Origin of the sequence: Kribbella antibiotica (assembly GCF_004349055.1) — a bacterium.
GTDB classification, from domain to species: domain Bacteria; phylum Actinomycetota; class Actinomycetes; order Propionibacteriales; family Kribbellaceae; genus Kribbella; species Kribbella antibiotica.
Genome location: NZ_SMKX01000018.1, coordinates 17511 through 40705 on the forward strand (window position 1 = coordinate 17511; position 23195 = coordinate 40705).

General features: G+C 66.1%; 24 protein-coding genes. 10 read left to right on the forward strand and 14 right to left on the reverse strand.

Going from position 1 to position 23195, the window contains the following annotated elements; translation table 11 throughout:
* Positions 1-4: 4 nt before the first annotated feature.
* On the reverse strand, positions 5-1915 hold the full coding sequence (locus tag E1263_RS08605; protein WP_132166660.1) for a DUF8034 domain-containing protein: 1911 nt from the start codon (positions 1913-1915) through the stop codon (positions 5-7).
* Between the two features lie 153 nt (positions 1916-2068).
* On the opposite strand from E1263_RS08605, the gene E1263_RS08610 reads away from it, so the two are divergent.
* On the forward strand, positions 2069-2794 hold the full coding sequence (locus tag E1263_RS08610) for a FadR/GntR family transcriptional regulator (protein ID WP_202868789.1): 726 nt from the start codon (positions 2069-2071) through the stop codon (positions 2792-2794).
* Positions 2795-2904: 110 nt separating this feature from the next.
* Here E1263_RS08610 and E1263_RS08615 read toward each other — a convergent pair whose 3' ends face one another.
* Positions 2905-3483 carry a TetR/AcrR family transcriptional regulator C-terminal domain-containing protein gene (locus E1263_RS08615; RefSeq protein ID WP_132166661.1) on the reverse strand — a complete coding sequence of 193 codons (579 nt, stop codon included), beginning with the start codon at positions 3481-3483 and terminating at the stop codon, positions 2905-2907.
* 51 nt (positions 3484-3534) lie between these two features.
* Here E1263_RS08615 and E1263_RS08620 point away from each other — a divergent pair, with 51 nt between their 5' ends.
* Entirely contained in the window at positions 3535-4785 is a 1251-nt protein-coding gene (locus tag E1263_RS08620; protein ID WP_132166662.1) for an FAD-dependent monooxygenase, read from the forward strand.
* A gap of 94 nt (positions 4786-4879) precedes the next feature.
* On the opposite strand, the gene E1263_RS08625 is transcribed toward E1263_RS08620, so the two are convergent.
* Entirely contained in the window at positions 4880-5239 is a 360-nt protein-coding gene (locus E1263_RS08625; protein WP_132166663.1) for a helix-turn-helix transcriptional regulator, read from the reverse strand.
* Between the two features lie 15 nt (positions 5240-5254).
* On the opposite strand from E1263_RS08625, the gene E1263_RS43185 reads away from it, so the two are divergent.
* Positions 5255-5521 (forward strand): hypothetical protein, encoded by a 267-nt coding sequence (locus E1263_RS43185; protein ID WP_202868791.1) that lies wholly within the window; start codon positions 5255-5257, stop codon positions 5519-5521.
* 187 nt (positions 5522-5708) lie between these two features.
* Positions 5709-6743: a serine hydrolase domain-containing protein gene (locus E1263_RS08635; protein WP_132166664.1), complete on the forward strand. Its 1035-nt coding sequence runs from the start codon at positions 5709-5711 to the stop codon at positions 6741-6743.
* Positions 6744-6918: 175 nt separating this feature from the next.
* Here E1263_RS08635 and E1263_RS42640 read toward each other — a convergent pair whose 3' ends face one another.
* Positions 6919-7080: a hypothetical protein gene (locus E1263_RS42640; protein WP_165956549.1), complete on the reverse strand. Its 162-nt coding sequence runs from the start codon at positions 7078-7080 to the stop codon at positions 6919-6921.
* 154 nt (positions 7081-7234) lie between these two features.
* Entirely contained in the window at positions 7235-8443 is a 1209-nt protein-coding gene (locus E1263_RS08640) for a helix-turn-helix domain-containing protein (protein WP_132166665.1), read from the reverse strand.
* 101 nt (positions 8444-8544) lie between these two features.
* Between E1263_RS08640 and E1263_RS08645 the strand changes: the two genes are divergently transcribed.
* The 4 genes from E1263_RS08645 (at position 8545) to tgmC (ending at position 11399) form a co-directional block, all read left to right on the forward strand.
* Complete coding sequence (locus tag E1263_RS08645) at positions 8545-8742, forward strand: hypothetical protein (protein ID WP_132166666.1); 198 nt, start codon at positions 8545-8547, stop codon at positions 8740-8742.
* Positions 8743-9277: 535 nt separating this feature from the next.
* Positions 9278-9646 (forward strand): hypothetical protein, encoded by a 369-nt coding sequence (locus E1263_RS08655; RefSeq protein ID WP_132166668.1) that lies wholly within the window; start codon positions 9278-9280, stop codon positions 9644-9646.
* Between the two features lie 2 nt (positions 9647-9648).
* Complete coding sequence (locus tag E1263_RS08660) at positions 9649-10185, forward strand: MvdC/MvdD family ATP grasp protein (RefSeq protein ID WP_132166669.1); 537 nt, start codon at positions 9649-9651, stop codon at positions 10183-10185.
* Positions 10182-11399 (forward strand): ATP-grasp peptide maturase system methyltransferase, encoded by a 1218-nt coding sequence (gene tgmC, locus E1263_RS08665; protein WP_132166670.1) that lies wholly within the window; start codon positions 10182-10184, stop codon positions 11397-11399. The genes E1263_RS08660 and tgmC overlap by 4 nt, the downstream gene beginning before the upstream one ends.
* Before the next feature lie 20 nt (positions 11400-11419).
* Here the strand turns inward: tgmC and E1263_RS08670 are convergent, their stop codons facing one another.
* A complete protein-coding gene (locus E1263_RS08670; protein ID WP_238161131.1) occupies positions 11420-12538 on the reverse strand; it encodes a cation diffusion facilitator family transporter in 1119 nt (372 codons plus the stop codon).
* A 57-nt stretch (positions 12539-12595) separates the two neighbouring features.
* Between E1263_RS08670 and E1263_RS08675 the strand changes: the two genes are divergently transcribed.
* Entirely contained in the window at positions 12596-12943 is a 348-nt protein-coding gene (locus E1263_RS08675; RefSeq protein ID WP_132166671.1) for an ArsR/SmtB family transcription factor, read from the forward strand.
* Positions 12944-12948: 5 nt separating this feature from the next.
* Here E1263_RS08675 and E1263_RS08680 read toward each other — a convergent pair whose 3' ends face one another.
* From E1263_RS08680 to E1263_RS08690, 3 genes are read right to left on the reverse strand one after another with little or no spacing between them, the layout of a single operon-like run.
* Positions 12949-13854: a M56 family metallopeptidase gene (locus E1263_RS08680; protein WP_132166672.1), complete on the reverse strand. Its 906-nt coding sequence runs from the start codon at positions 13852-13854 to the stop codon at positions 12949-12951.
* Complete coding sequence (locus E1263_RS08685; RefSeq protein ID WP_132166673.1) at positions 13851-14225, reverse strand: BlaI/MecI/CopY family transcriptional regulator; 375 nt, start codon at positions 14223-14225, stop codon at positions 13851-13853. The genes E1263_RS08680 and E1263_RS08685 overlap by 4 nt, the downstream gene beginning before the upstream one ends.
* Before the next feature lie 24 nt (positions 14226-14249).
* Positions 14250-15008: a methyltransferase domain-containing protein gene (locus E1263_RS08690; RefSeq protein ID WP_132166674.1), complete on the reverse strand. Its 759-nt coding sequence runs from the start codon at positions 15006-15008 to the stop codon at positions 14250-14252.
* 159 nt (positions 15009-15167) lie between these two features.
* Here E1263_RS08690 and E1263_RS08695 point away from each other — a divergent pair, with 159 nt between their 5' ends.
* Positions 15168-16193, forward strand: coding sequence for a cytochrome c oxidase assembly protein (locus E1263_RS08695; protein WP_202868792.1), 1026 nt, complete (start codon positions 15168-15170; stop codon positions 16191-16193).
* Positions 16194-16556: 363 nt separating this feature from the next.
* Here E1263_RS08695 and E1263_RS08700 read toward each other — a convergent pair whose 3' ends face one another.
* From E1263_RS08700 to E1263_RS08720, 5 genes are all read right to left on the reverse strand, one after another.
* On the reverse strand, positions 16557-17948 hold the full coding sequence (locus tag E1263_RS08700) for an alkaline phosphatase PhoX (RefSeq protein ID WP_132166675.1): 1392 nt from the start codon (positions 17946-17948) through the stop codon (positions 16557-16559).
* Between the two features lie 128 nt (positions 17949-18076).
* Positions 18077-19378: an ABC transporter substrate-binding protein gene (locus tag E1263_RS08705; protein ID WP_132166676.1), complete on the reverse strand. Its 1302-nt coding sequence runs from the start codon at positions 19376-19378 to the stop codon at positions 18077-18079.
* Between the two features lie 10 nt (positions 19379-19388).
* Positions 19389-20492 (reverse strand): branched-chain amino acid ABC transporter permease, encoded by a 1104-nt coding sequence (locus E1263_RS08710; RefSeq protein ID WP_132166677.1) that lies wholly within the window; start codon positions 20490-20492, stop codon positions 19389-19391.
* On the reverse strand, positions 20489-21376 hold the full coding sequence (locus E1263_RS08715; RefSeq protein ID WP_132166678.1) for a branched-chain amino acid ABC transporter permease: 888 nt from the start codon (positions 21374-21376) through the stop codon (positions 20489-20491). The genes E1263_RS08710 and E1263_RS08715 overlap by 4 nt, the downstream gene beginning before the upstream one ends.
* Positions 21373-23187, reverse strand: a complete 1815-nt coding sequence (locus tag E1263_RS08720; protein ID WP_238161132.1) for an AMP-dependent synthetase/ligase — start codon at positions 23185-23187, stop codon at positions 21373-21375. Before E1263_RS08720 ends, E1263_RS08715 begins: the two co-directional genes overlap by 4 nt.
* Between the last annotated feature and the right edge of the window lie 8 nt (positions 23188-23195).

Sequence of the window (23195 nt, forward strand, 5' to 3'; positions counted from 1 at the left end):
TCGTTCAGCTGCCGAAGGGCATCCGGTACGACGGAGGCTGGGATCGCAGGTCGAGCCGCAAGGTCAGGCGAACCCTGGTCGACGGCGGCAGTTCGACGCCGAGCCAGGGGCCATCGCCCTGGATGAGCTGCGAGGTCACCGCAGGTTGCTGGTGTCCGTAGTCGTAGAGGTCGCCGAGCCAGCTCGAGTCCGTGCAGGCGGTGTACTGCACCGACCGGATGGAGTGCTCCGCGAACGCTCCGGCCTGCAGGACAAGGGAACGCGCAGCTTCGGGATCGAGGTTGATCAGTTCGATCGTGGTCGCCTCGGGGTCGATCGAGGAGACCAGCGCTGCTACCGAAGGCGGCAAACCGGGCCGATGGGCGTGAGCGTCGTAGTACCGGATCCGTGCTTGCTGCAGGCCGCCGTTGTAGATGACCTGCGGTCCGCCCCACGTGAGCTGCACCAGCGCCTCGGTGACCACGGGGTTCGATTGCTGCCAGAGGTGGATGTCGGCCTCGGCGACGTCTTCGTGGCGATACCGCTCCATCCGGGCCAGGCGGTGCCGGACCTGAGCCTGTGCGGCGGCCAGGATCTGCTCCGGGTACGTCGGGTTGTCGCCGGCGAGGAAGGCGAGCCAGGGCTCTTCGTGCCCGGCTTCTTCCTTGGTACGGAACGGCCGTACGACGCGCCAGTCGTGGCCGCTGGAAGTTCGCAGCGTTTCGAGGCGCTCTCGGTCAACGGCGCCGGCGGAGTGATGCCACAGAGCGGCCGGAACCGCCAACATCATCGGGTTGTAGTCGAACCAGCCGCGATCGTCGTACCGGAACGGCACGTGCCAGGTGGGGGTGTCGACATCCTCGGCCAGCTGGACAGTCCAGCGGGATCGGAGACTCGAGTCGGCCTCGGTGAACGCGATGGTCTTCCCGCGGCGAATCACCTCGTCGAGGGCGGGCCGGACCAGGTCGAGGAAGGACTCGTCACCGGTTGCCGCGACCGCAGCCAGCGCCGCGACGGTTGCGGCCTGGCCGACGCTGTACCAGCCGTGCGGCCAGGACCAGCCGTAGTGGCCGCCGTACCAGCGTCCCTCCAGAAGTCCGCCGACAGTCCCGTCCGGAGCGACGTTGTCGGGGATGATGCCGCCGTTCCCGACAGCTCGCTCGCGCCAGGCGCCGACGTACTCGGCGATCCAGCTGCGGTATCGCTGCTCCCCGGTGAGCAGCAACGCGTTGAGCACTAGACCGGAGGCCGCCAGATTGACCGCGGTGTCCCCCACCGCCATCCGCCGCCGCATCTCGGCACCGAGCCGCGGATCCTGGTCCCGGTCCGGTTCGCCCGAGCCGGGCGGCAGCGCCCACTCCAGCGGAAAGCCATACAGCTGGGCTTCCTGGGGTAGCCAAGGGTAGGACTTATCGTCGAACAGACCTTCCCGCTGCGGATCGCTGCCGTTGTGCGGCCGGCGGATGATTCTGCGGTCGGGGTCGTAGTTGCCGTGCGCAGGATCGACGTAGAGCTCCGCGAACCGCAGCGCCCGGTCCGCCCAGCGATCAGGCGCCGCCATACACAGGAAGTAGAAGAGCAACAGGCTCTCGCCCTGGTGGAACCAGTCGTAACCGCGCTCGTATTCGCCGTGCAGCAGGCCGAGTTCGGTGAGCTGCTGAGTCACGCCCATCCAATGCCGTTCGGAGGCGGGGAGCAGGTCATCAGCCCCGCCGAGCAGATAGAGCTGCGGCCAGTTGAAGAACGTCTCGTAGAAGTCGTCGACGCCGTCGCGCGAGGTGAGCTGGTCCCGGTAGTTCAGCCGGCCGTCGGGCCCGGTGAAGTCGCACTCGAAACGGCGCCAGGCCTGGTCCAGCAGATCGAACAGCCCGCGTTGGGCAATCGCCCAGTACGGCGGCTCAAGCAAGGGCACCGAGGCGGTGATGGTGGGATACATCCGACGCCCTCCCGAATGTGTCGTACTCATTCGAGCCATGACAGCCTGCGAATCACGCGCAGTCAAGTGGATGAGACTGACTGATCTGGGCGCGCGCTGTATTCTCGGGAGCGGCGACGGTCGCCGCGGGGATGGAGGCAGCAGGTGGACAGCGTGTCCGTTTCGGCCGGCGCATACCGGCCGGGGTACGAGCTCGTGGCCGAGCAGATCCTGCAACTCATCGCGGAGCTCGGCCTACACCCCGGTGACCGAATGCCCACCGAGAACGAGCTGGCCACTCAACTGGGCTCCAGCCGCACCATGGTGCGGGAAGCGGTCAAGATTCTCTCCGCGATCGGCCGCGTCCGGGCTCACAAGGGCCGCGGGCTCTACGTCGCGGACGACGACGGAATGCTGGGCTCGGGCCGGTGGGGCGGCTTCTTCCATCCGACCGACCTCGATCACGTCTACATGCTGTTCGAGTTCCGCCGCGTCCAGGAGACCGCGGCCAGCCGGCTCGCAGCGACCCATGCGACCCCCGCTGAGCTACGAGCCATCGAGGCCGCCGGCGAAACGTGCCGGCAGGGCTATCTGACCGAACAGGTCGCCGTGTTCGATCGCGGCGACGACGACTTCCACCTCGGAATCGCCACCGCGTCGCACAACCACTTCCTGGTCGCCTCAGTCCGCGAGGCCCGCCGCCTGCAACGACAATCCAGCGTCATCGGCCTGCACGGCACTGTCGGCGGTCACGCCACCGAGGCCGTCGAGGAGCACGCCGCCATCTACCAGGCGATCCGCGACGGCGACCCGGACGCAGCAGCCCACGCCACCGCCGTCCACCTGGACAACACCCTCGAAGACTACCGCCGACAGATCCAGCGCCGAGTCTTCGGCTGACAGCACCACCCTTCGATCCCGGAGTCCGGTTGCGCAGCCTTCAACAGCACCCGATCCCACACAGTTGCCTCCAGCAACCGTTTTGCGGATGGCTCCGGTGCCGGGCCGAGTCAGCGGCCGGTCGGCAGGAGCCTGTCGACGCCGAACTCGAGACGTTCGGCGAAGTCTTGACTCGCGAGCGCTGACGCGACGCGCCGGAGCGCCGGGCGATCGCCGACCTCGAGGTCGGCGGTCGATCGGTCTGGCAGCGCCTGCTCCTCTTGCACCAGTCCGAGGGTGAAGTAGACGATGCTCCAGCAGGTCCAGGCCGCCTCCTGCTCAGGCACGCCGCCGTCGAGGATCGCTCCGACCAGCGCCTCGGCAAAGTCGAGAGTTGCCGGTTCGGCGGCGTAGGTGCCGGCGACGAGCGCGGCCCCGTCCCGGTGCGCCAGCAAGGCTGATCGGTAGCGCCGCACCAACTCTGCCGCCCGCTCCCGCCAGGCAACCGGAAGATCCGCGAGCAACACCTCGGCGACGATCGCGTCCGCCATCAAGTCGATCAGGCGCGCCTTGGTCTTGACGTGCCACAGCACGGTATTCATCCGGATCCCCAGGCGGTCGGCGATCGCGCGCATCGACACCGCGGCCAGGCCGTCGGCGTCCAGCACCTCGAGTGCGGTCCGCACCACATCTTCTTGACTCTTGGTCATTGACCTAGTGTAGTTCAGAGCGAAGCATTGGTCAGTGACCTAGGAGGAATCATGGTGGATGTAGTTGTCGTCGGAGCCGGACCGGTCGGCCTGTGGCTTGCCGCAGAGCTGCGGCTCGGTGGGGCATCGGTCACCGTGCTGGAGGCACGACGCGAACGGGACCCGCACTCGAAAGCGCTCACGATCCATCCCCGCGTCCTCGAAATCCTCGACTGCCGCGGCTCCGCGGACCCGTTCCTGGCCGAAGGACTGCGAATCCCCAGTGGGCATTTCGCCGCACTGCCGGACCGGCTTGATTTCTCGGTCCTGGAGACGCCGTACCCCTTCACCTTGGCCCTTCTCCAAGCCCGCACCGAGGAACTCTTCGAGGCCCGCGCCCTGGAGCTCGGTGCCGTCGTACGGCGCGGCTGCCAGGTTGCCGGACTCACCGACGACGGCGTCGAACTGACCGATGGAAGCGTGGTCACCGGCCGCTTCGTCGTCGGCTGCGACGGAGCACGCAGCACCATCCGGACAGCTGCCGGAATCGCCTTCCCCGGGACCGACACGAGCACGTGGGGCTGGCTGGGCGACGTCGTACTGGATGCACCACCCGCGAACGGCATCGCGAGTTTCGCCGGCCTCGACGGCGGTCTGATGATCGTCCCGCTACCAGGCGGCGTGCACCGGCTGGTCGGTGGAGACCCACAGACGGACCAGCCTCAGTGGCCAGGAGAACTCACCCTCGACGAACTACGCGCGACAGTACGCCGAATCGCAGGCACCGATTTCGGCATGCGCGACCCGATCTGGCTGTCCCGCTTCGGCAATGCGAGCCGGCAAGCCGCCACCTACCGCGCAGGCAATGTGCTCCTGGCCGGTGACGCAGCCCACCGGCATTTCCCCGCCGGCGGCGTCGGCATGAACGTCGGCATCCAAGACGCGCACAACCTCGGCTGGAAACTGGCAGCGGTCGTCACCGGCCGAGCCGACGACGCCCTGCTCGACACCTACCACGCCGAGCGCCATCCGATCGGCGCAGAACTCCTCGACCACACTGGCGCCCAGACCTCCCTCTTCAACGCCTACACCTCAGACCTCCAAGCCATGCGAGCCGTCCTGAGCAATTTGATCGCCACTGTCCCGGATCTGTCGCGCGAACTAGCCGAGCGGCTCTCCGGACTCAGCGTCACCTACGCAACCGGCAAACGGGTCCCCAACCACACCTTGCCAAGCGGCGAAACACTCTTCGACAGCCTGCGCACCGGCCGTCACGTCCCAACCGAAGCAGGCCTAGTCCGCCCAGACGGCCACCTCGCCTAGCCGACCGCATGCAAGTAACCGCGTGTGCAGCACAGCCAGAATGACCAGCGGCCCGGTTCTCGAGGAACCGGGCCGCCGTGGTACTGCAGGTGGGCTACTTCTCGTAGTGGTAGCGGGCCGCCAGGACTACCAGGTAGTCACCGTCGACCAGAAAGACGAGTCGATGTTCAGCCACCTCGGGCAGGTGGGAGAGAGAGGCCAGGACGATGAAGAACCGGGTGAAGTCGGTGATCTCATGCTCGGCGGGCTTACGCAGCCGCTGGAGCATCTCAGCCCGTCCGACCGCGGTCAGGCTGAGCACGTAGCGGGCCGCCCCCGCGGCCGGGTCGGCGTACCGCTCGATCAAACCCGCCTTGGCCAGGCGATTGATCGCCGGATACAGGCTGCCCTCACTGACCGGCCGCGCATAGCCGACCAGCTGCGAGATGCGGCGGCGCAACTCGTGTCCAGGCAGGGGTCCACCGAGTCAGTGAGGAACCGTTTCGTCGAGTTCATCAACACGGGCACCGCGGACCTCACCCGCGAGGTCATCTCTCCGGACGCGGTGTTCCACGCGCCGAGCCACCATCCCCGACCTGAAGAAGATCCTGGCAAAGACGAAGCAGGGCTGACCACTCCGACGTCCTCGTCGTGGAACAGATCCAGGGTGCCGACACCGATCCAGGCGGACGGCAACCCGGAGAGATCCTCGCGGCTGGCCACGGCGAAGTACGGTACGACAATCGACTTGCCCTAGGCACGTCGTTCGACTGGCGTAACGAGTTCGGCGAGCAGTGGGAGGTTTCAGGTTCCATGGAAGTGCGCTATTCGCGGCATGTCGCTGCGCTCCTTCCGGCCACAGTGGTGGCCGCCCGCAGGCGCCTGCCTGCGACGTCGCCTGGGCTGCAAGCCACCTCCCAACAGAACGTCGGAAGGACGACCCCGTGACCCGACCGGACACCCAGCAACTGCGGGTCGCCCTTGAGGCCCTGGTCACCGACCGCGTGACTCCCGGCTATGCAGCAATGCTCCGGACGGGCGGGGAAACCGTCGAGCTGTTTGGCGGCACGCTCGACGACGAGGCCGGCTCCGCAGCCCCCGACCGAGACACGGTCTACGACATCGCCTCCCTCACCAAGGTCGTCGCGACCTGGGGGGTGATGGGACGGCTGGTCGCCGACGGGTCGGTGCGACTCCAGGACCCGGTCTCACGCTTCTTCCCCAACGTCCGCCCGGGGTGGGCCAAGCACACTCTGGCCGACCTCCTGCTCCACCGGACGCAGCTACCGACGGCCACGTGGCTCTCGCAGTACGGCGAGGAGCCGGGAGCGATCCGCACTGGGGTGCTCTCGGCCGAGCCGGTGGACCGTCCGTCCGTGCCGGCTCAGTACCTCAACCGGGGTTACATCGTGCTCGGCTGGGTGGTCGAGAACGTCGTCGGTGAGCCGTTCGACCAAGTCGTCGCGCGCGAGTGGTGGGGTCCGCTGGGGCTCGGAGACACCCACTTCAACCCGCTCGACGCGGGCGTCCCCACACGGCGGATCGCTCCCACAGAGCACATAGGCGGCGAGGTCGGCCGACTGCGTGGCGTCGTCCACGACGAGAACGCCCGGTGGCTCGGTGGAGTCGCCGGCCACGCTGGAGCCTTCAGTACCTTGAGCGACCTGAGCCGGTACGCCGGTCTCGTCGTGGGCGACGATGCCTCGTTGCGGCTCGCGCCCGACTTCCTGCGTCTCTCGCAGACGCCGGTCGCGGAATGGACCGACGACAGCTACCGCGCGCTCGGCTGGTGGGTCTCCCGAGACGGTCGCCTGGTCCGCCACGACGGATTCACCGGCACCACAATCTGCCTCGCACCGCACACCGGAGACGTTGGTGTACTACTCACCAACGCCGTCTACTTCGGTCGACGCAACCCTCGGATGTCGGCGGTACGTGGCCTGCTTTCGGCGATCATCAGTGGAGGGCACCACCCGTGACCCACGCAGCCGCAGACCCACCTTCCTGCTAGGTCGCGGCGCGTGCATGCGCGCCACCCCGCCGACCCAACCCACGGCGGTGGTCAGCCGCCCACCGGGCCACCACCGCCGGCCCGGTGGGTAAGGCCATCCGCGCCACAGCGGCCTGCACGGGTGGGCTGCATACCTGTATTGGTTAGCGGCGGCGGCGCCAGGGGCCGGTGATGGCGTAGGTGATGCCGGGGTTGTAGACGTTGAAGAACATGGTGCGGCCGTCGGTGGAGAAGCCAGTGCCCATCATGGACTGCTCCACAGCCGCCTCGTACGCGACCTCGCCAACCTCTATGAACCGAGGCACGCAGGAAGGAGGGCAACACCTCTGGGCACACCTGGCGGACGCGAGTAGTCCATCAGAGGCAGCGCGGAGCTTCCCGTCGGCCGCGGTATCAAAATAGCGAGAAGACCCCAGCCACAAGGCTGGGATCTTTGTTCAGTAGCGCGACATGACCTTCTCAGGCAGCAACTGCGCCGACTCTCTGAGCAAGCTTCCCCAGCTCACCGCTGGTGAGTTCGCGCTGCGCCCGTCGTAACAGATGCCCTACCAACTCCTTGACGATGGCCCGCGTGCGAACCTGCTGCGGCGAACAGAGCTCGGCGCGAAGCAGGGCGGAGATGGCAGCGGAGTAGTTTCCTAGCGCGGCCAGGGCACGCGCCAGCTCCATGAAGTACCGCGACCGCCTGTCATTGGTGACGATCGACTCGGGATTGAGCGTCTTCGCCAACTCGACAACCTCGCGAGAGTTATGCAGCTCGTTGGCTATGGACATCTGCCAGACGATCACGTTCTCGCGACCAAAGCTCAGCTCATAGGCCGAGCCATCCCCAGCGCGCCGGACAGTTTCTACGGCCTCGCGAATGTGCGCTCCAGGGTCCTTGCCTAGGGCAGCGGACGTGAGCGCAGCTTGGAGATGAAGCATGCCGTAGAGCTCAAGTTCAGAGGGCGACGTCAGCTCGGATTGCAGTCGGTCGGCTCCACCGGCCGAGTAGCTCAACGAGGCTGTCACGGCGCCGGCCGTGCCCAGCATGACTTGAGACCGGGCGAACTCGGCGGCGGCCAAACCGCCCGGATCCCCCACCGTTTGCGCCGCCTCGGCTGTTGCCCTCGCCGCGTTCCAGGCCAGGGATGTATAACCAAGGCCCTTGGTGGCCAGGGCAGTCACGAAGGTTGCCCGGGTCAGCTCCTCGTGAGCCCGCCGCTGCGTTAGCTCATCGCCGTCCAACGTGTGCCGATAGAGGTCATTAATCAGGTTGGGCAGTATCCCGCCGAGCGTGGCGTAGTCATTGCTCATCCGGATCTTGAGGGCCCTCTGCGCGTCGATAGCCAGACGCTCGATGGGCGCCGGATCGCCCGCTTGATCGATGTGCCCCTGGCTCATGAGCGCCGCCTCGATGCGGGGCACCGCAGCGTGGAAAGCCGCGACATCCGGATTAGCCTTGTCGTCGGCCTGGCCGGTGAGGTCGCAGACCGTGACCTGAAGTGCCTCGGCAAGGCCATACAGCACAGCCCGGTCGGTAACCGGCCGCAGGCCGCGCTCGTACTGTGCGATAGCACCTTGGGTCTTGCCGACCTTCGCACCGAGTTGCTTCTGCGTCAGGCCGCGTAGGGCGCGGTACGACTTCACCTGCTGCCCGATGAATCGCTCGTCGTCGATCTCGCGCATACCTCCAAGGTACCCGCGTTCGATCGAGTCCGTGAGGGTTGCATTACGGCTGGTAACCCTTTGCCCCCCACAGACGGTTAATCGTCGTTACGGTCTGTGTCATGGCGCTGAACAGGGACGAACAACTTCGGGCCAGCCACTCGCTGACCGAGCAAGAGATTGCCGAGCTGGCGGACCGGTGCCCCATGCCCCAGCGGAAGTTGTTCGAGGGCTGGCTTCGGGGTGAGCGCCAGCTCGACGGCGACCTGATCGACACGGGAGACAGCGGTGCAGGAGACGACCACCAAGGGGGGATCTGAATGGCGAGTGCGGCTGTGGTTCAACGGGTACGCCATCGCGGACTCAACCGTAGACCGGGACCTCGCGCTCAGGCTGGTGCTGCATTACTGGACCCGTTTCGCCAAGTTGCGCGTGACCGTGGTGCCGACCCTCCCGCCCGAGCAGTGATCGAGCAAAAGTGGTGGCGTGTGAAGGTCATGCGCGGTAGCCGGATGGTTGATTGGCGGGACGCGCCAACTGATCACGCCAACGCGTACGCCGTCGCTTTCGGGTTGCTCTACCCCCATGACCTGATCCGCGCAGAGGAGATCTCGCGGCACGAGGCGGCTTACCCACGTAATCGACCGTACGACCCCCACGACTACGCGCGCCGCATGATCTGACGGAACCGGTACCGCTCCTCACTTCCTCACGGGCGAAGGTACCGGTTCCGTCACCACAGACGGAGCCCTCGATGTGACCCCCGTGATCGAGGGCTCCTCAAGACCAGCGGTGGGCGGCCACAGGGCGACTCGTCGCCCACCGCTGTTCCCAACTACCGACGAAGGAGCATCCGTGAAGACCCTGGCGACGACGGTCGGCATGTTTGATCTGACGCCGTTCCGCCGTGGCGAACTGTTCCGCCGTTCGGATGTGTCGGGTGTGAGCGGGACGGGCGTCGTTGCGCAGGTGGTCTTGTTCGGCAATGGCCTGGTCGCGGTTGGGTGGCTCGGCGACAAGCCGTGTGTCCAGGTCTGGCCATGCCTGGACTGGGGTCTCGGTATCCACGGCCACGAAGGCGCGACGGAGATTCGCTGGCTCGCTTCGGACTGGGCGGACTCCTCGCCGACCTGCCGGGATGCCTCTATGTCAATCACCCGAACGCGATCGCCGATGCCGAGTACAAACCCGCCCAACTCTCGGCAGCTTCAGCAGCCGGCCTGACGGTGCCGCCGACGATCATCACGAACGACCCCGGCGAGGCGCTGGCCTTTGCACGGGGCGTGGGACGGATCGTCTACAAGCCGCTCTACCTCGGCATGCACGAGCGCGACGGCGAGCCCGCGAGCATCTGGGTCAAGGAGGTCTTCCCAGCGGAGCTGGACGAGTCCATCGCTGGAACCATTCACCTGTTCCAGGCACGCTGCGACAAGGTGGCGGACCTGCGCGTGACAGTCATCGGTGACCATGTGTTCTGCGTCAGAATCGAGTCCAAGGACCCTGAACTGCTGGACTGGCGGTACGACTACGACACGCTGTCCTACTCGGTGGTTGAGCCGCCACTCGAACTGATCGAGGGCATGCGTACCTATCTGAAGCGATTCGATCTCGTCTTCGGCTGCTTCGACTTCGCCGTTACCCGAGAAGGTGCCCCCATCTTCCTGGAATGCAACCCCAACGGGCAGTGGGGATGGCTGGAAGACGAAACTGGACTCCCGATGACTGCCGCCCTCGCCGATCTACTCGAAAGAGGTACACGATGACCGTCGAACCGGACGACGGCTCGACAAAAGCACTCCGGCTGCGGCTAGCCGACGCACTCGGAAAGTCAGGAGACCTGCGCACCCAGGCATGGCGTGCGGCAGTCGAGACCGTACCCCGGGAAACGTTCATCCCAGGCTTCTTCGAGGCGATCGACGATCCGCGGGAAACGATGTGGCGCCCGGTCACCCCCGACTTGGTCAGTACGCGTGAGCGACTTGAACTGACATACACCAACGAGACCTGGGTGACACAACTCAACCACGAGATCAGCGCCTTCGACACCGACGCGCCAATCCCCGGCGTCCCAACCTCATCGTCCACGCTACCGGGGCTGGTGGTGCGGATGCTGGAGGAGCTTCACGTCGGCAATGACGATCGGGTACTCGAAATCGGGACAGGTACCGGGTACTCGACCGGACTGATGTGCGCCCGGCTCGGTCAGGAATTCGTGACCTCGGTCGAGGTAGATCCCGCTGTCGCCGGCCGCGCCAAACAGGGACTCGCGGCGGCCGGGTTCGCCCCCGACCTAGTCGTTGGTGACGGCCTTGTCGGGCATCAGCCCGGAGCACTGTACGACCGAGTGATTGCCACCTGCTCAGTCCGGCACATTCCCGATGCATGGATCGCCCAGACGCGGCCCGGAGGTCTGATCCTGACAACCATGCTCGGCTGGCTCGGAGCATCGTCCGGGCTGGTCCGGCTGGAAGTAACTGGCGGCGGAAAGGCTGAAGGCGTATTCCTCGGGGGTACGGACTCGTTCATGCCAGCCAGGCCCCACGCCGCGCCGCCGATCAGCGACGACCTGTCCTCCTGGATCGATGATGTCGACACCACCGAGCGCTATACCGATGTCGGCCCTGAGATCCTAGACCCCTGGGACGCAATAACGCCGATCTTCATCGCCCAACTGGCAGCCCCTGCGGCGCAGCTACTCAGCTACAGCCTGGACGACGGACCGATGCTTGATCACGTGGTGGACGCTAGCCAACGGGCCGTCGCCATCCTCTATGCGCCACCCAACGGCTCCGCTGTCGTTCGGCAGGCCGGGCCGGTCAACCTGTGGGACCAGATCGAGATGGCAGTCCTAGAGTGGCTAGCCGCCGGCTCCCCGGCGCTCGATCAGTTCCGGATCAGCATCACACCAGAAGCCCAGATGGTTTGGTACGGCGACCCAAATGGACCGCTGTCATGGAACTTGCCGACGATCAGGTGAGCAAGTAAATACGGCGTAGGTTAGCTACTGCGAGCTGGGAAGGTCGGTACCGAATGATGTGCAAGTACGGCGTGATAATCGGTGTCGTCGGTGTCTCGCGGGCTGACGTGCACGGTGACTGCGTCAAGTTTCGGTAGTTCGTGCAGCAGCCGGTGCTGAGTTTCGTTGGCGATGTTGTGTGCTTGGACGAGGCTCAGGCCGGGATCAACCACAATGCTGACCTCGCCGCGGATCCGGTGCCCTGACCAGCGCAGGCGAACCTCTTCGATGCTCTCGACACCTGTTGTGGTGTTGATGGTCTGCTCGGCGGCATCGAGGAGCGCCGGGTCGATGGCGTCCATCAATCGCCGGTAGATGTCGGTCGCGGCGCCCTTGAGCACAACCAGAATCGCAACCGTGATCACCAAGCCGACGATTGGGTCTGCCAGCGGGAATCCCGCCAGCACTCCAAGCGCGCCGACCACAACGGCCAGCGAAGTGAAGCCATCAGTGCGGGCGTGCAGGCCGTCGGCCACTAGTGCCGCGGATCCGATCTGCCGGCCGACGCGGATTCGGTAGAGAGCGACTAGTTCGTTGCCCGCGAACCCGATCACCCCAGCCACGATCAGTACGCCGAGATGTTCAAGCGGGCGTGGATCGAGCAAGCGACGTACCGACTCGTAGCCGGCAACGACGGCCGACAAGGCGATCATGGCCACGATGAAGACACCGGCTAGGTCCTCGGCTCGGCCAAAGCCATAGGTGTAGCGGCGATTAGCAGGACGACGGGACAGTGCGAAGGCGATCCACAAGGGCACGGCGGTCAGCGCATCGGAGAAGTTGTGGATGGTGTCGGCCAGCAGCGCCACCGACCCGGTGAACACCACCAGAGCTGCCTGCGCGATCGCCGTCACGCCAAGACCAGCGAGGCTGATCTTGACCGCCCGAATCCCTTCCCTGCTGGCCTCCAGCGCCGAGTCGATCGAGTCGGCGGCATCGTGGCTGTGCGGCTTGAACACCGAGCGCACCCACCCCCGCAGGCCGCCAGCTTCACCGTGCTCATGCTCATGCCCGTGCCCATGTCCATGGCCGTGCCCATGATCGGTGTTGTTGTCCATGCCTCTTGCTCCATCCGCAGTGGCGTCGATACGCACGGTCATGATACCTGCATAGTCACGCAGGTACGCAAGTAGGCAGGTAGTTGTAAAGTCGGTCACATGCACGTGTCGATCGATGATTTCGAGATGCCCAACGAGGAGCAGGTACACCTTGCGGCGGAGTCGTTCAGGTTGCTGGGCGATCCGACTCGAATCAAGGTGCTGTGGGCGCTTTTGCAGGGTGAGTCGTCGGTAGCGTGCCTCGCTGAACTGGCCGGTGTCGCACCCACCGCTGTCAGCCAGCACCTCGCCAAGCTCCGCCTGGCCGGACTGGTGAGGGGCCGCCGCGAAGGCACATTCGTGTACTACTCAGCCGCCAACCACCACGTGAAAAGCCTCCTGAATCAGGCTCTGTTCCATGCCGATCATGTCGATCGCGGCCTCGTCGACGAGAACACTTCGACGTAGATCGGTCAGAACAGTACGCCCGAGGGGAAGCTTGCCAGGAGCAACGGAAGTCCGATCAGGATCGATGTTGCCGCGCCCAAGGCGATCAGCGCGGGCGAGGACCGTTCGGGCGGCGGGCCGAGCAGCCGCTCGACGCGAGCCAGCGCCTGCCCGCCAGTGGCACCGAGAGTACCGCTGGGCGAGGCCCGGCCCAGTAACGCGATCGCACCGGCAAGACTGCTGCCGTCGACCAGCCGCCGCGCTCTGTCGTCAGCCAGTAGCTCGACCAGATTCCTGGTCTCTTCGCGGAGCTGATCGAGAACCTTGACGGCGGGAAACGCTCCAGCGAGCAAAGTCGCCCAGCCGACCAGAAGATGATGACGCCCGGCCAAGTGTGCACGCTCGTGCGCGAGCACCGCCGCCAACTGACGTGGCTGAAGGAGCTTGATCGCATGGTCGGTCACGACGATGCGCCGGGTGCCGGCAATGCAATAAGCAGCGGCCACGGTCGCCGGTACGACGGTCGCGTCGAGTTCGGGATCGTGGCGGCCGAGCACGGCCAGCAACTCCATCTGCCGGTCACGTGTCTTCCGATGCCCGCGAAGAATCCGGAGTCCGGTTTTGGTCATCCGGGTTGCGGCGAAGGCGATCAAAACCAACCCGATCGCGAGACCTGCAAGCGTCTCGACCACGGGTATCCCGTGATCATGGTGCTCGGATCGGACGAATGGCAGATACCGGGCAGCTGACACCAGCTTGACCGCCGCAAGCCCGAGCGCAAGGCCAGCTGAACCGATCGAGGCGTGCCACAGCGCGAGGGCCAGCCCCGGCGACCGGGGTGATAGAGCGGGCCTGGACAGTACATGTGGCGCTACGGTCGCGACAGTCGCGGCGTACCCGGTCAGCAGAAGCACGTGTGTGGCGACGTTCATGAGTCGTGGTCGTCCGCTCGCCGACGGTCCAGCAGCGCATCCCGCACCGCACTCGCCTCCTGGTCGGTCATGCTGTCCACGAACCGCAGCAAAGTGGCGACCTCGTCGCCACTTCCGGCGAGGACCTGGCGCATCAGCTCGGCGCTGTAGTCCCGCCGTGAGGACACCGGCTGGTACCGGTAGGCCTTGCCGTCCAGTTCTCTGGTCAGCCAGCCCTTGCGGTACAGGTTGTCCATGACCGTCATGACTGTCGTGTAGGCGAGTTGCCGCTCCGATGCGAGAGTGTCGAGCATTTCGCGAACGGTGGCGGGTCTGTCCGCGTTCCACAGGCGATCCATCACGAGCGATTCCAGATCACCGAATGTCCGCACGACGTCTCCCTATAGCAATGCTCGTCACGACTGCTCACGCCGACGGAAGACGAGAAGCTCCGTTCGTCCGCCACTCAGTGGCACGAAATGGCTGCCCCGCAGCTCCAGCCCCCGGTTGCCGGCGAAATCGAGAAGCCAGTCGCGCGGCGTCAGGGAGTAGATCGTCGCACGCGAGGGCTCGGCGAGCCAGGTCTTCGTCACCGCATCGTCCAGGCAGGCATCGGTGATCACGTCGAACGCGACGACACCACCTGGCCGGACCACACGCGCCATCTCGACGATGTACTCGAAGGCGACGATGAACGGTATGTAGCAGAACAGCTTGTGTGAGTGAACCAGGTCGACCGACGCAGAATCGGTCGAACCAAGCGAGTGACCGTCGGCGTCCCTCACGACAAGCTCGGGACGGATCTGCCGAAGGTAATTCAGCCAGTCCGGCGCCGTCTCGTAGACCTCATATGCGTTTGGGTGCAGCGCATCCATCACCCTCGTCAGGTAGCGGCCTGACCCCGGGCCGATCTCACACACCCGCCCGATATCGCCGCTCAGCTCCCCGAGCCGCAGCATCGCGGCGACGGTCTCCCCCGTCGAGCCCGGCTCCGCACTGAAGTCATCCAGATAGTCACCGACGGACACACCCGCTCGCTTCGCCGCCGCCAACGTCTTTCGTGCGGGCAGGAACGGGCTGATGCCCGGATCGCTGCTGTACCCCCGAACAAGCTGCATACCCGTCGGGCGCAGCACCCGATTGACCCCCGCACGCGCAGTTCCTAGCAAAGACATACCGCCCCCTGATCCAGCGGCCACCGGTGGCCGCACCCCGCCCGTCGCAAGTCCCCACCAGGACGAACCCTTACCTACTATGCAGGATAGTACTAACCGGCATAGTTGTGGCAAGGTGTTCCGCGGTCCGACCCCGGCGCGACAGCACAGGAGCCTTCAGTGATCTCTCTCGCCGACCCGACCGCGCCACCTGTCACGCCGCCGGAAGGCCACCACGGCCACGGGCACGCGCACACCGGCGTACCCGTGCAGCAATCGTTCGGCGATGTCGCAGGCTGGAGCGACCTGGCCACCTGGCGCCCCAGCCTCGGCTGGCTCCTCTTCATTGCCGTCCTGGCCGGCGGCTACTTCCTGGCCGTCCTCGCCCTCCGTCAGCGGCAAGTCCGCTGGCCCATCGGCCGTACCATCGCCTGGTACGCCGGACTCCTCGGCCTACTCGCCATCACCTGCACAGGCCTGGCCGAACTCGGCATGATGCTGTTCAGCATCCACATGATCCAGCACATGCTGCTGTCCATGATCGTCCCGATCGGCCTCATTCTCGGCGCCCCCATCACCCTCGCCCTACGCGCCCTACCCGCCGCGCCAGGCCGGTCTGGCATGGCGCGCCGAATCCTTCTCGCCGTCCTCCACTCCCGCTTGGTCCGCGTCATCGCGCACCCGATCGTCACCGTGACGCTGTTCGTCGTGAGCCTCTACGCCCTCTATTTCACCAGCCTGCTAGACAAAGCCATGGCCACCCACGTCGGCCACCAGCTCATGCTGATCCACTTCCTCGCGATCGGCATTCTCTTCTTCGGCCCCATCCTGGCCGTCGACCCTTGGCCCCACCGCGCAAGCCCCGGAATACGTCTGGCCGAACTCCTCGCCGCCGTACCCTTCCACGCCTTCTTCGGCGTCATCCTCATGCAAACCACCACGCCGCTGTCACCGCGCTTCGCCGAAATGACCCGCCAACTCGGCCTCGACCCCAGCACCGACCAGCTCCTCGGCGGAAGCATCGCCTGGGGCAGCGGCGAACTCCCCGTTGTCATCGTCACCGCCGTCGTATTCCGCCAATGGATCGTGACCGACGCCCGAGCCGCCAAACGCCTCGACCGCCAAGCCGACCGCGACAACGACGCCGAACTGACCGCCTACAACGCCTATCTCGACCGCCTCCGCCAACACGCCAGCCGCGGATAAGCTACGCGGAGGCAGCCCCGGAACGAGCCAACTCTGAATATTCTTGCAGCCGACTGCATGCCCCAGAGTTACCGGTGATGGGGGTTATTGGTGGTGCACCGGCCTGATGGCTGATGAAGCCGAGGGCGGCTGAGACGGCGTGAAAGCCCAGGTCAGCTGAGGGTTGGTGTACTCAGATGACCTGGGCTGGTATTCGCGACTTCTAATCCGTTGATCGCAGGTACGAGCTTGGCGCAGCTCTTCGTCAAGCGAACACCGCGTCGGCGGTCAGCTGCCCACCAGGGCCAGCAGCCGCCGGCCCGGGTGGGTAAGGCCACCCGCGCCACAGCGGCCTGCACGGGTGGGCTTGCCTCCTCAGCCGAGTTAGCGGCGGCGGCGCCAGGGGCCGGTGATGGCGTAGGTGATGCCGGGGTTGTAGACGTTGAAGAACATGGTGCGGCCGTCGGCGGAGAAGCCGGCGCCCGTCAGCTCGCCGTACTCGGGGTCTTCGGGGGTGCCGGTGTTGACCGTGTTCTTGGCGAACTTGAAGACCTTGCCGTCTTCGGTGGTGCCGAGGATGTGCTGGTCGCCGATGCCGTCTTCGCACATCATCAGACCGCCGTACGGCGACATGGTGATGTTGTCGGGGGCATCGAACTCGGGGTTGTCCGAGCCGGGCTTGTCGCGCTTGAAGATGACCTCGAGGCGGAGCGTGCCCTTGCGGGGGTCGTAGCGCCAGACCTGGCCGTCGTGGTCGATCTTCGGGCCTAGCTCGGTGCGGGCGAAGGAGGAGACGAAGTAGACGCAGCGGTCGCGGGTGCCCCACCAGCAGCCTTCGAGTTTGTAGCCGCCGGTGATGGGCTTCTTGTACGCCTGGGCGCGGACCGACTCGGTCTTGGCGAGCGGGTCGGGGACCTTGACCCACTGGACGCCGTGGAAGATCGTGCCGGCTTCCTGGACGGTCGACATGTCGAGGAGGCCGGGGATGTGCATGGCCTGGAGTTCGCCGCCGTGGCGCAGGGAGCCCCAGCCGCCGCGGGGGCGGTTCGGGAGGAAGCGGTAGAAGCCGCCGAGGGGCGCGACGAAGGCGTCTTCGGTCTCGTAGACGATTCCGGTTGCCGGGTCGATCGCGACGGCCTCGTGCTGGAAGCGGCCCATCTCCTTCAAAGGAAAGGGATTGTTGTTGCGGCGGTCGTCGTACGGGTCGACCTCGAAGATGAAGCCGTGGTCCTTGGTGTAGCCGCTCTGACCGGCCTTGAGCTCGGTCTCTTCGCAGGTCAGCCAGGTGCGCCACGGGGTGATGCCGCCGGAACAGTTGATCGCCGTACCGCCGAGGCTGACGTACTCCTTGGTCGTTCGGTGGTGCCGGTTCACGACCAGGCTGCTGGTGCCGCCGGCAGCGCCCGGGTCGTACGTCCGCTCCGGCGGTGCGACGACCTTGATCGTCGAGGTCGGGCTGCACTCGTGGTTGCGGACGAGGCGCGAGCCGCCGTCGCGGTCCGGGAAGGTACCCATGCCGTCGAAGCGGCTCGGGACCTTCAGCCCGTCCGGGCGGACTGTGCCTTCACGCGACAGGATGTCGTAGCGGAAGCCGCGCGGCAGGTCGAGCATGCCGTCCGGGTCCGGGATCAGCGGACCGTAGCCGATCTTCGGCCCGGACGTACCGAGCGCCGGCTGCGCGGTGAACAGCGCTTCGACGGATCCCGCCACAGTGACCGCGGCTCCGGCCGCTGCGGCGGTACCGACGAACTGACGCCTGGACAAAGACGAGGACATTGGCGGCCTCCCGCTAGATAGACAGGTCGCCAGTGAACGTACGGTAAAGCTAGGACAAACATCAAGAGAACAAGATCACTACCTGAAAGTACAAACTTGCTTAGGGTGACCTCACCGCGGCGACGCCATCACTGGTAGCAGGGCTTGGTGAACTCGTGCTTTTCCGCCGTCTTTCCGGTGAAGAAGTCCTTCTCCACCTTCACTCCGGTCGGGGCGGACGGGTCCACCTTGGAGATGATGCTCTGCCGGAACACCCGCTCGGCCGGCGTCCCACTGAACTTGCCGGCCGCTGGCGGCAGCATCCCCTCATAGTCGACGGTCTCCAGCGACTTGACCGCGGCCAGCAGGCCGGCCCGGGTCAGGTCCTTGGCGTCAGCGGCCTTCTGCAGGGCTGCCTTCATCGGGTAGGCCCAGACCCAGCCGGCCGTGTAGCCGTCGTTCGGCGCCGCTTTGAAGGTCGCCTCGTCCAATGCTCCGGCGAGTGCTTTGTGGCCGGCCGTATCAGTCCCGTACGGCGCCCATGGTCCGGACTGCCGGTAGAGCGCAGTCAGCGCCGGTGCCGCCGGACTCTTCAGCAGCGCGGGATTCCAGCTCGGGCTGGTGCCGATGAACTGTCCCTTGAACCCGTTCTGGGCAGCGCCGCCGACAATGGTCGCGGCCTCGGTCGGGCCCGTGCTCAGGATGACGAGATCGGGTTTGGCGGCGAGCAGCTTCTGGATCGCGGCTCCCTGGTTCTCCTGCCCCGGCGCGGTCGGGATGTCGGTGAACGTCATCCCGTTGGCCGTGGCCGCGATGTTCGTCCCGGCCGCCGCGTCGTCGCCGTAGTCCCCCGGGAAGTGCACCGCGGCGACGCTCTTGGACTTCAGCGTCTCGGCGGCGAAGTCGACCGAGTTCATCGACTCGAAGCAGTAGTTCGTGCCCGACTCCAGGATCACGTCCTCGAACGCCCAGGCCGAGGTCCACGACGCCGGTACGGCGACCACGTTGCTCGACTTGAGATCGCCGAGGATGGCCGCGGTCGTCGGCGAACCCAGGGTCTGGGTCAAGCCCAGGACGTCGGGCTTGATCTCGGCGTACACCTCGTTGTGGATCTGCGGGTTGTACTTGTTGTCCTTGACGTACTTGGTCGCGTCGATCTCGAAGCCGCCGATCCCGCCGGCCTCGTTGACCCGCTTCCAGAAGGCCTTCTGGCTCTCGGTGATCGGGACGCCGAGCGCCTTGAACGGCCCCTCGGTCAGGTCCGAGATCGAGCCGAGGTAGATGCAGCCCTTGGCCTTGTCGACCGCGGCCGGGCACGGCTCCTTGGTGACCCCGACGTCGAACTTGACGCCCGTTCCACCTTCCTGGGTCTGTGGGGCGTCGTTGCGGCACCCCGCCAGCACGACCATCGACGCAGCCAGCGCGATGGTGATTCCTCTCCGAACGCTCATCGAAACTCCTTCAGTGCGAGAAGGGCCAGGACTTCCAGTAGGTGCGGAACCGGATCCAGATCCCGAACAGCCCCCGCGGCTCGAAGATGAGAAAACCGATGATCAACAGGCCGTAGAGAATCGTCTCGACCTGGAAGACCGTGATGCCGCCGGAGCCCGAACTGGTGCTGATGAACGGCAGCACGGCCGGGAGCTCGCGGGTGATCCGCGGCAGCAGCGTGATGAACAGGGCACCGAGCACCGAACCCGAGATGGTGCCGACACCGCCGATCAGGATCATCGCGATGTACTGCACCGACATCCCGAGGTTGAACGACCCGGGCTCGACGAAGCCGATCATCACGTACAGCAAGGCACCCGCGACGCCGGCGTAGAACGACGACACCGCGAAAGCGATCATCTTGTACCGCGTCACATCGACGCCGATCACCTCGGCGGCCAGATCGCGATCCCGGACGGCGGCCAGCGCGCGTCCGGTCCGGGACCGGACGAGATTGCGGGCCAGGACGCCGAAGATCACCAGCAGCACGAGCATCAGCAGGTAGAGCTTCTGTGCCTTCGTGAACATCGCGCCGTCGACCGCGAACTGAAAGCCGAACAACTCCGGTACGGCGGCCGGCCGCCCGACCCCGACTCCGCCGGTGAGCTCCCGCCAGTGCTTGAACAGGTGCTCGCCGATGAACACCAGCCCAAGTGTCACCACAGCCAAGTACAGTCCCCGCAACCGGGCGGCCAACGGCGCGATGATCAGCCCGGCCAACCCCGCGACCAGGCCGGCCGCGAGCAACCAGATCGGCAGCGAGGTGATCCCGAACCCGATCAACCGGGTGCTGTCGGGGTCACCCGAGATCGCTGCCGCGGTGTAGGCCCCGATCACCAGGAAGAACGCGTGCCCCAGCGACACCTGACCGCCGTACCCGGTGACGATGTTCAGGCCGATCGCGCCGATCGCCGCGACACAAGCAGTCGCCAGTACGACGAGCAGGTCGTCGGTGAGCACGAATGGCAAGGACACCGCCCCAACTGCCAGCGCAAGGGTCCAGCCGCGCTTCGCAGGAGTGTTGAGCAAGGCCATGTCCTGCTGGTAGGACAGGTAGAGCAGCGGTCGGCTCATATTCTCTCGACCTCCCTGGTGCCGAAGAGGCCGTACGGTCTGACCAGCAGGACGACCAGCATCAGCAGGTAGGGCACGACCAGGAAGAAGTCCCCGCCGAACACCGGATGCAGGTCACCGCCGTAGCTGCCGACCAGCGCCTCGACGACACCGATCGACAAGCCGGCGACCACCGCCCCACCGAGTGAGTCCAGCCCGCCGAGAATGATCACGGGCAGCGCCTTGAGCGCGGTCAGCCAGAGGTTCTGTTCGAGTCCGATCCCGGTCGACAAGAACACCCCGGCCAATCCAGCCAGTGCCGCTGCGAGCGCCCAGGACAGCGAGAACACCCGTCCGACCGATACGCCCTGGGCCAACGCGACCTCCTGGTCCGACGACGCCGCCCGCATCGCCAGACCGGTCCGCGACCAGCGGTAGAACGCGAACAGAGCGGCCACCACGATCAGTGTCGTCACCAGCGTGGCCAGGTGCCGCTCGTCGATCTTCACGCCCAGTACGCCGATCTGTCCGAGCCCCCACGGGTCGCCCATCTGGCGGATGTCCAGGCCGATGAACGAGTTCACGACGGTCCGGAGCACGATGTCGACGCCGAGGGTGATGATCGCGATCACGAACACCGGCTTGCCGATCATCGGCCGCAGGGCGACCCGCTCCACGCCGGCGCCGAGCAGCGCGGTCAGCAGCAGCGCGATCACGACGGCGGGGAAGAAACTCATCGAACCGACGAGATAGCTGACCAGCAACGCACCGGCCATCATGAAGGCCGGCTGGGCGAAGCTGATCACCCGCATGGACTTGTAGACGATCACGAAACCCAAGGCCAGCAAGGCGTAGATCGATCCGCTGCCGAGCCCACGGATCACCGTCGCGACGAAATCGTTCACCGTGCACCCCCGGCGTACATGGATTCGATCAGCTCGTCGAACGACCGCATGACCGCGTTGCGCTTCAGCTTCTGGGTCGCGGTCAGTTCGCCGTCCTCGTGGTCCAGCAGCTTGGGCAGCAGCCGGAACGACCGCACCTGCTCGACGGTGGCCAGCCGGGTGTTGACCTCGTCCACGATCCCTTGCACCAGCGTGATCACCTCGGCCTTCGCGGACAGGTCGGCGTACGTCGAGTAGGGCAGCCGCCGTTGCTGTGCCCAGTGGCCGACGGTGTCGGGCTCGATGCCGATCAGCGCGGCGATGAACCGGCGCCGGTCACCGACCACCAGGACTTCCTTGATGTACGGCGAGGCTTTCAGCGCGTTCTCGATCTCCGACGGGGAGATGTTCTTGCCGCCCGCGGTGATGATGATGTCCTTCATCCGGTCGGTGATCCGCAGGTGGGTTCCGTCGACCCACTCCCCCACGTCGCCGGTGCGCAACCACCCGTCCGGGCCCAGTACGGCGGCAGTCGCGGCCGGGTCCCGCCAGTAGCCCGCGAATGTTCCGGCGTGCCGGGTCTGGATCTCGCCGGTGATCTCGTCGATCCGCACCTCGACGCCGGCATGCGCCTCGCCGACCGTGCCGACCTTGACGCGGCCCGGGCGGTTCGCGGTCGCCACAGCGGTGTTCTCGGTCATGCCGTACACCTCGTGCATCGGCAGACCGAGTCCCATGAAGAACCGCAGCACCTCGGGCGCAACCGGCGCGGCACCACAGGCGGCGTACCGGACCTTGCGCAGCCCGACGCGATCCTTCAGCGCCCGGTAGCAGAACAACCAGCCGACGGCGTAGACCGCGCGCGAAGCCGGGGTGTGCCGGCCTCCGTTGGCGGTCAGGACGGCGCCGATCCACTCCGCGCGACGGAGCCAGAACCCGCCGATCCGGCGCTTCACCGGGTCGGCGGACTCGATCCTGATCTGCACGCCGGCCGCAATCTTCTCCCAGATCCGCGGCACCCCGAACAGGACTGTCGGCTGGACCTCGTGCAGGTTGGCGGCCACGGTCTCGATCGATTCGGCGAAGTGCACGCAGACTCCGGCACCGGCCCCGAACCAGCAGCTGAAGATCCGCTCGGCGACGTGGCACAACGGCAAATAGGACAGGACGCTGTCGCGGGACGAGGGTGGCGGCGCTGTGAATCCGCCGCGCTCGACCAGCTCCTGGATCGCGAAGTCAACGTTCGCTGCCGTGAGCATCGCGCCCTTGGGTGGGCCGGTGGTGCCGGAGGTGTAGACCAGCGTCACCACGTCTTCTGCTGCGGCAGCATCCATCCGCTGGGTCACGGCATCCGGATGCTCGGCGCGATGCTGCTTGCCCAGGGCAAGGAAGTCGGGCCAGGCGAGCAGTCGTGGGTCGTCGTAGGCGTTCCGGATCCCGCGCGGCTCGACGTACACGATGTGGGTGAGGTCGGGCAGGTCATCGATCGCGAGCGCTTTGTCGACCTGCTCCTGATCCTCCGCGATCAGGACCTTCGCGCCGCAGTGGCGCAACAGGTAGCCGACCTCGGCGACCGGGTTCGTCGGGTAAAGACCGACGGTGGCCGCGCGGACGGCGACCGTCCCGACATCGGCATACAGCCACTCGCGCCGGTTCTCGGAGTGGATCGCGACCCGGTCGCCAGGTTCGATGCCGAGGGCAAGCAAGGCATGTCCGGTCAGCTCGGCCTGCTCCCAGTACGCCGCCCAGCCGACCTGCTGCCAGATGCCCAGATCCTTTTCCCGCAAGGCGATCGCGGCCGGCGTGGCGACGGCGCGTTCCCGGACTCTCATGGCAATCG

What these genes read in the sequence shown, in the direction of transcription:
- E1263_RS08640 (WP_132166665.1), bottom strand. Translation starts at nt 8,443, where the DNA reads ATGCGCGAGATCGACGACGAGCGATTCATCGGGCAGCAGGTGAAGTCG.
- E1263_RS08675 (WP_132166671.1), top strand. Translation starts at nt 12,596, where the DNA reads ATGCACGTGTCGATCGATGATTTCGAGATGCCCAACGAGGAGCAGGTA.
- E1263_RS08680 (WP_132166672.1), bottom strand. Translation starts at nt 13,854, where the DNA reads ATGAACGTCGCCACACACGTGCTTCTGCTGACCGGGTACGCCGCGACT.
- E1263_RS08690 (WP_132166674.1), bottom strand. Translation starts at nt 15,008, where the DNA reads ATGTCTTTGCTAGGAACTGCGCGTGCGGGGGTCAATCGGGTGCTGCGC.
- E1263_RS08645 (WP_132166666.1), top strand. Translation starts at nt 8,545, where the DNA reads ATGGCGCTGAACAGGGACGAACAACTTCGGGCCAGCCACTCGCTGACC.
- E1263_RS08720 (WP_238161132.1), bottom strand. Translation starts at nt 23,187, where the DNA reads ATGAGAGTCCGGGAACGCGCCGTCGCCACGCCGGCCGCGATCGCCTTG.
- E1263_RS08605 (WP_132166660.1), bottom strand. Translation starts at nt 1,915, where the DNA reads ATGTATCCCACCATCACCGCCTCGGTGCCCTTGCTTGAGCCGCCGTAC.
- E1263_RS08620 (WP_132166662.1), top strand. Translation starts at nt 3,535, where the DNA reads ATGGTGGATGTAGTTGTCGTCGGAGCCGGACCGGTCGGCCTGTGGCTT.
- E1263_RS08710 (WP_132166677.1), bottom strand. Translation starts at nt 20,492, where the DNA reads ATGAGCCGACCGCTGCTCTACCTGTCCTACCAGCAGGACATGGCCTTG.
- E1263_RS08615 (WP_132166661.1), bottom strand. Translation starts at nt 3,483, where the DNA reads ATGACCAAGAGTCAAGAAGATGTGGTGCGGACCGCACTCGAGGTGCTG.
- E1263_RS08705 (WP_132166676.1), bottom strand. Translation starts at nt 19,378, where the DNA reads ATGAGCGTTCGGAGAGGAATCACCATCGCGCTGGCTGCGTCGATGGTC.
- E1263_RS08670 (WP_238161131.1), bottom strand. Translation starts at nt 12,538, where the DNA reads ATGACCGTGCGTATCGACGCCACTGCGGATGGAGCAAGAGGCATGGAC.
- tgmC (WP_132166670.1), top strand. Translation starts at nt 10,182, where the DNA reads ATGACCGTCGAACCGGACGACGGCTCGACAAAAGCACTCCGGCTGCGG.
- E1263_RS08700 (WP_132166675.1), bottom strand. Translation starts at nt 17,948, where the DNA reads ATGTCCTCGTCTTTGTCCAGGCGTCAGTTCGTCGGTACCGCCGCAGCG.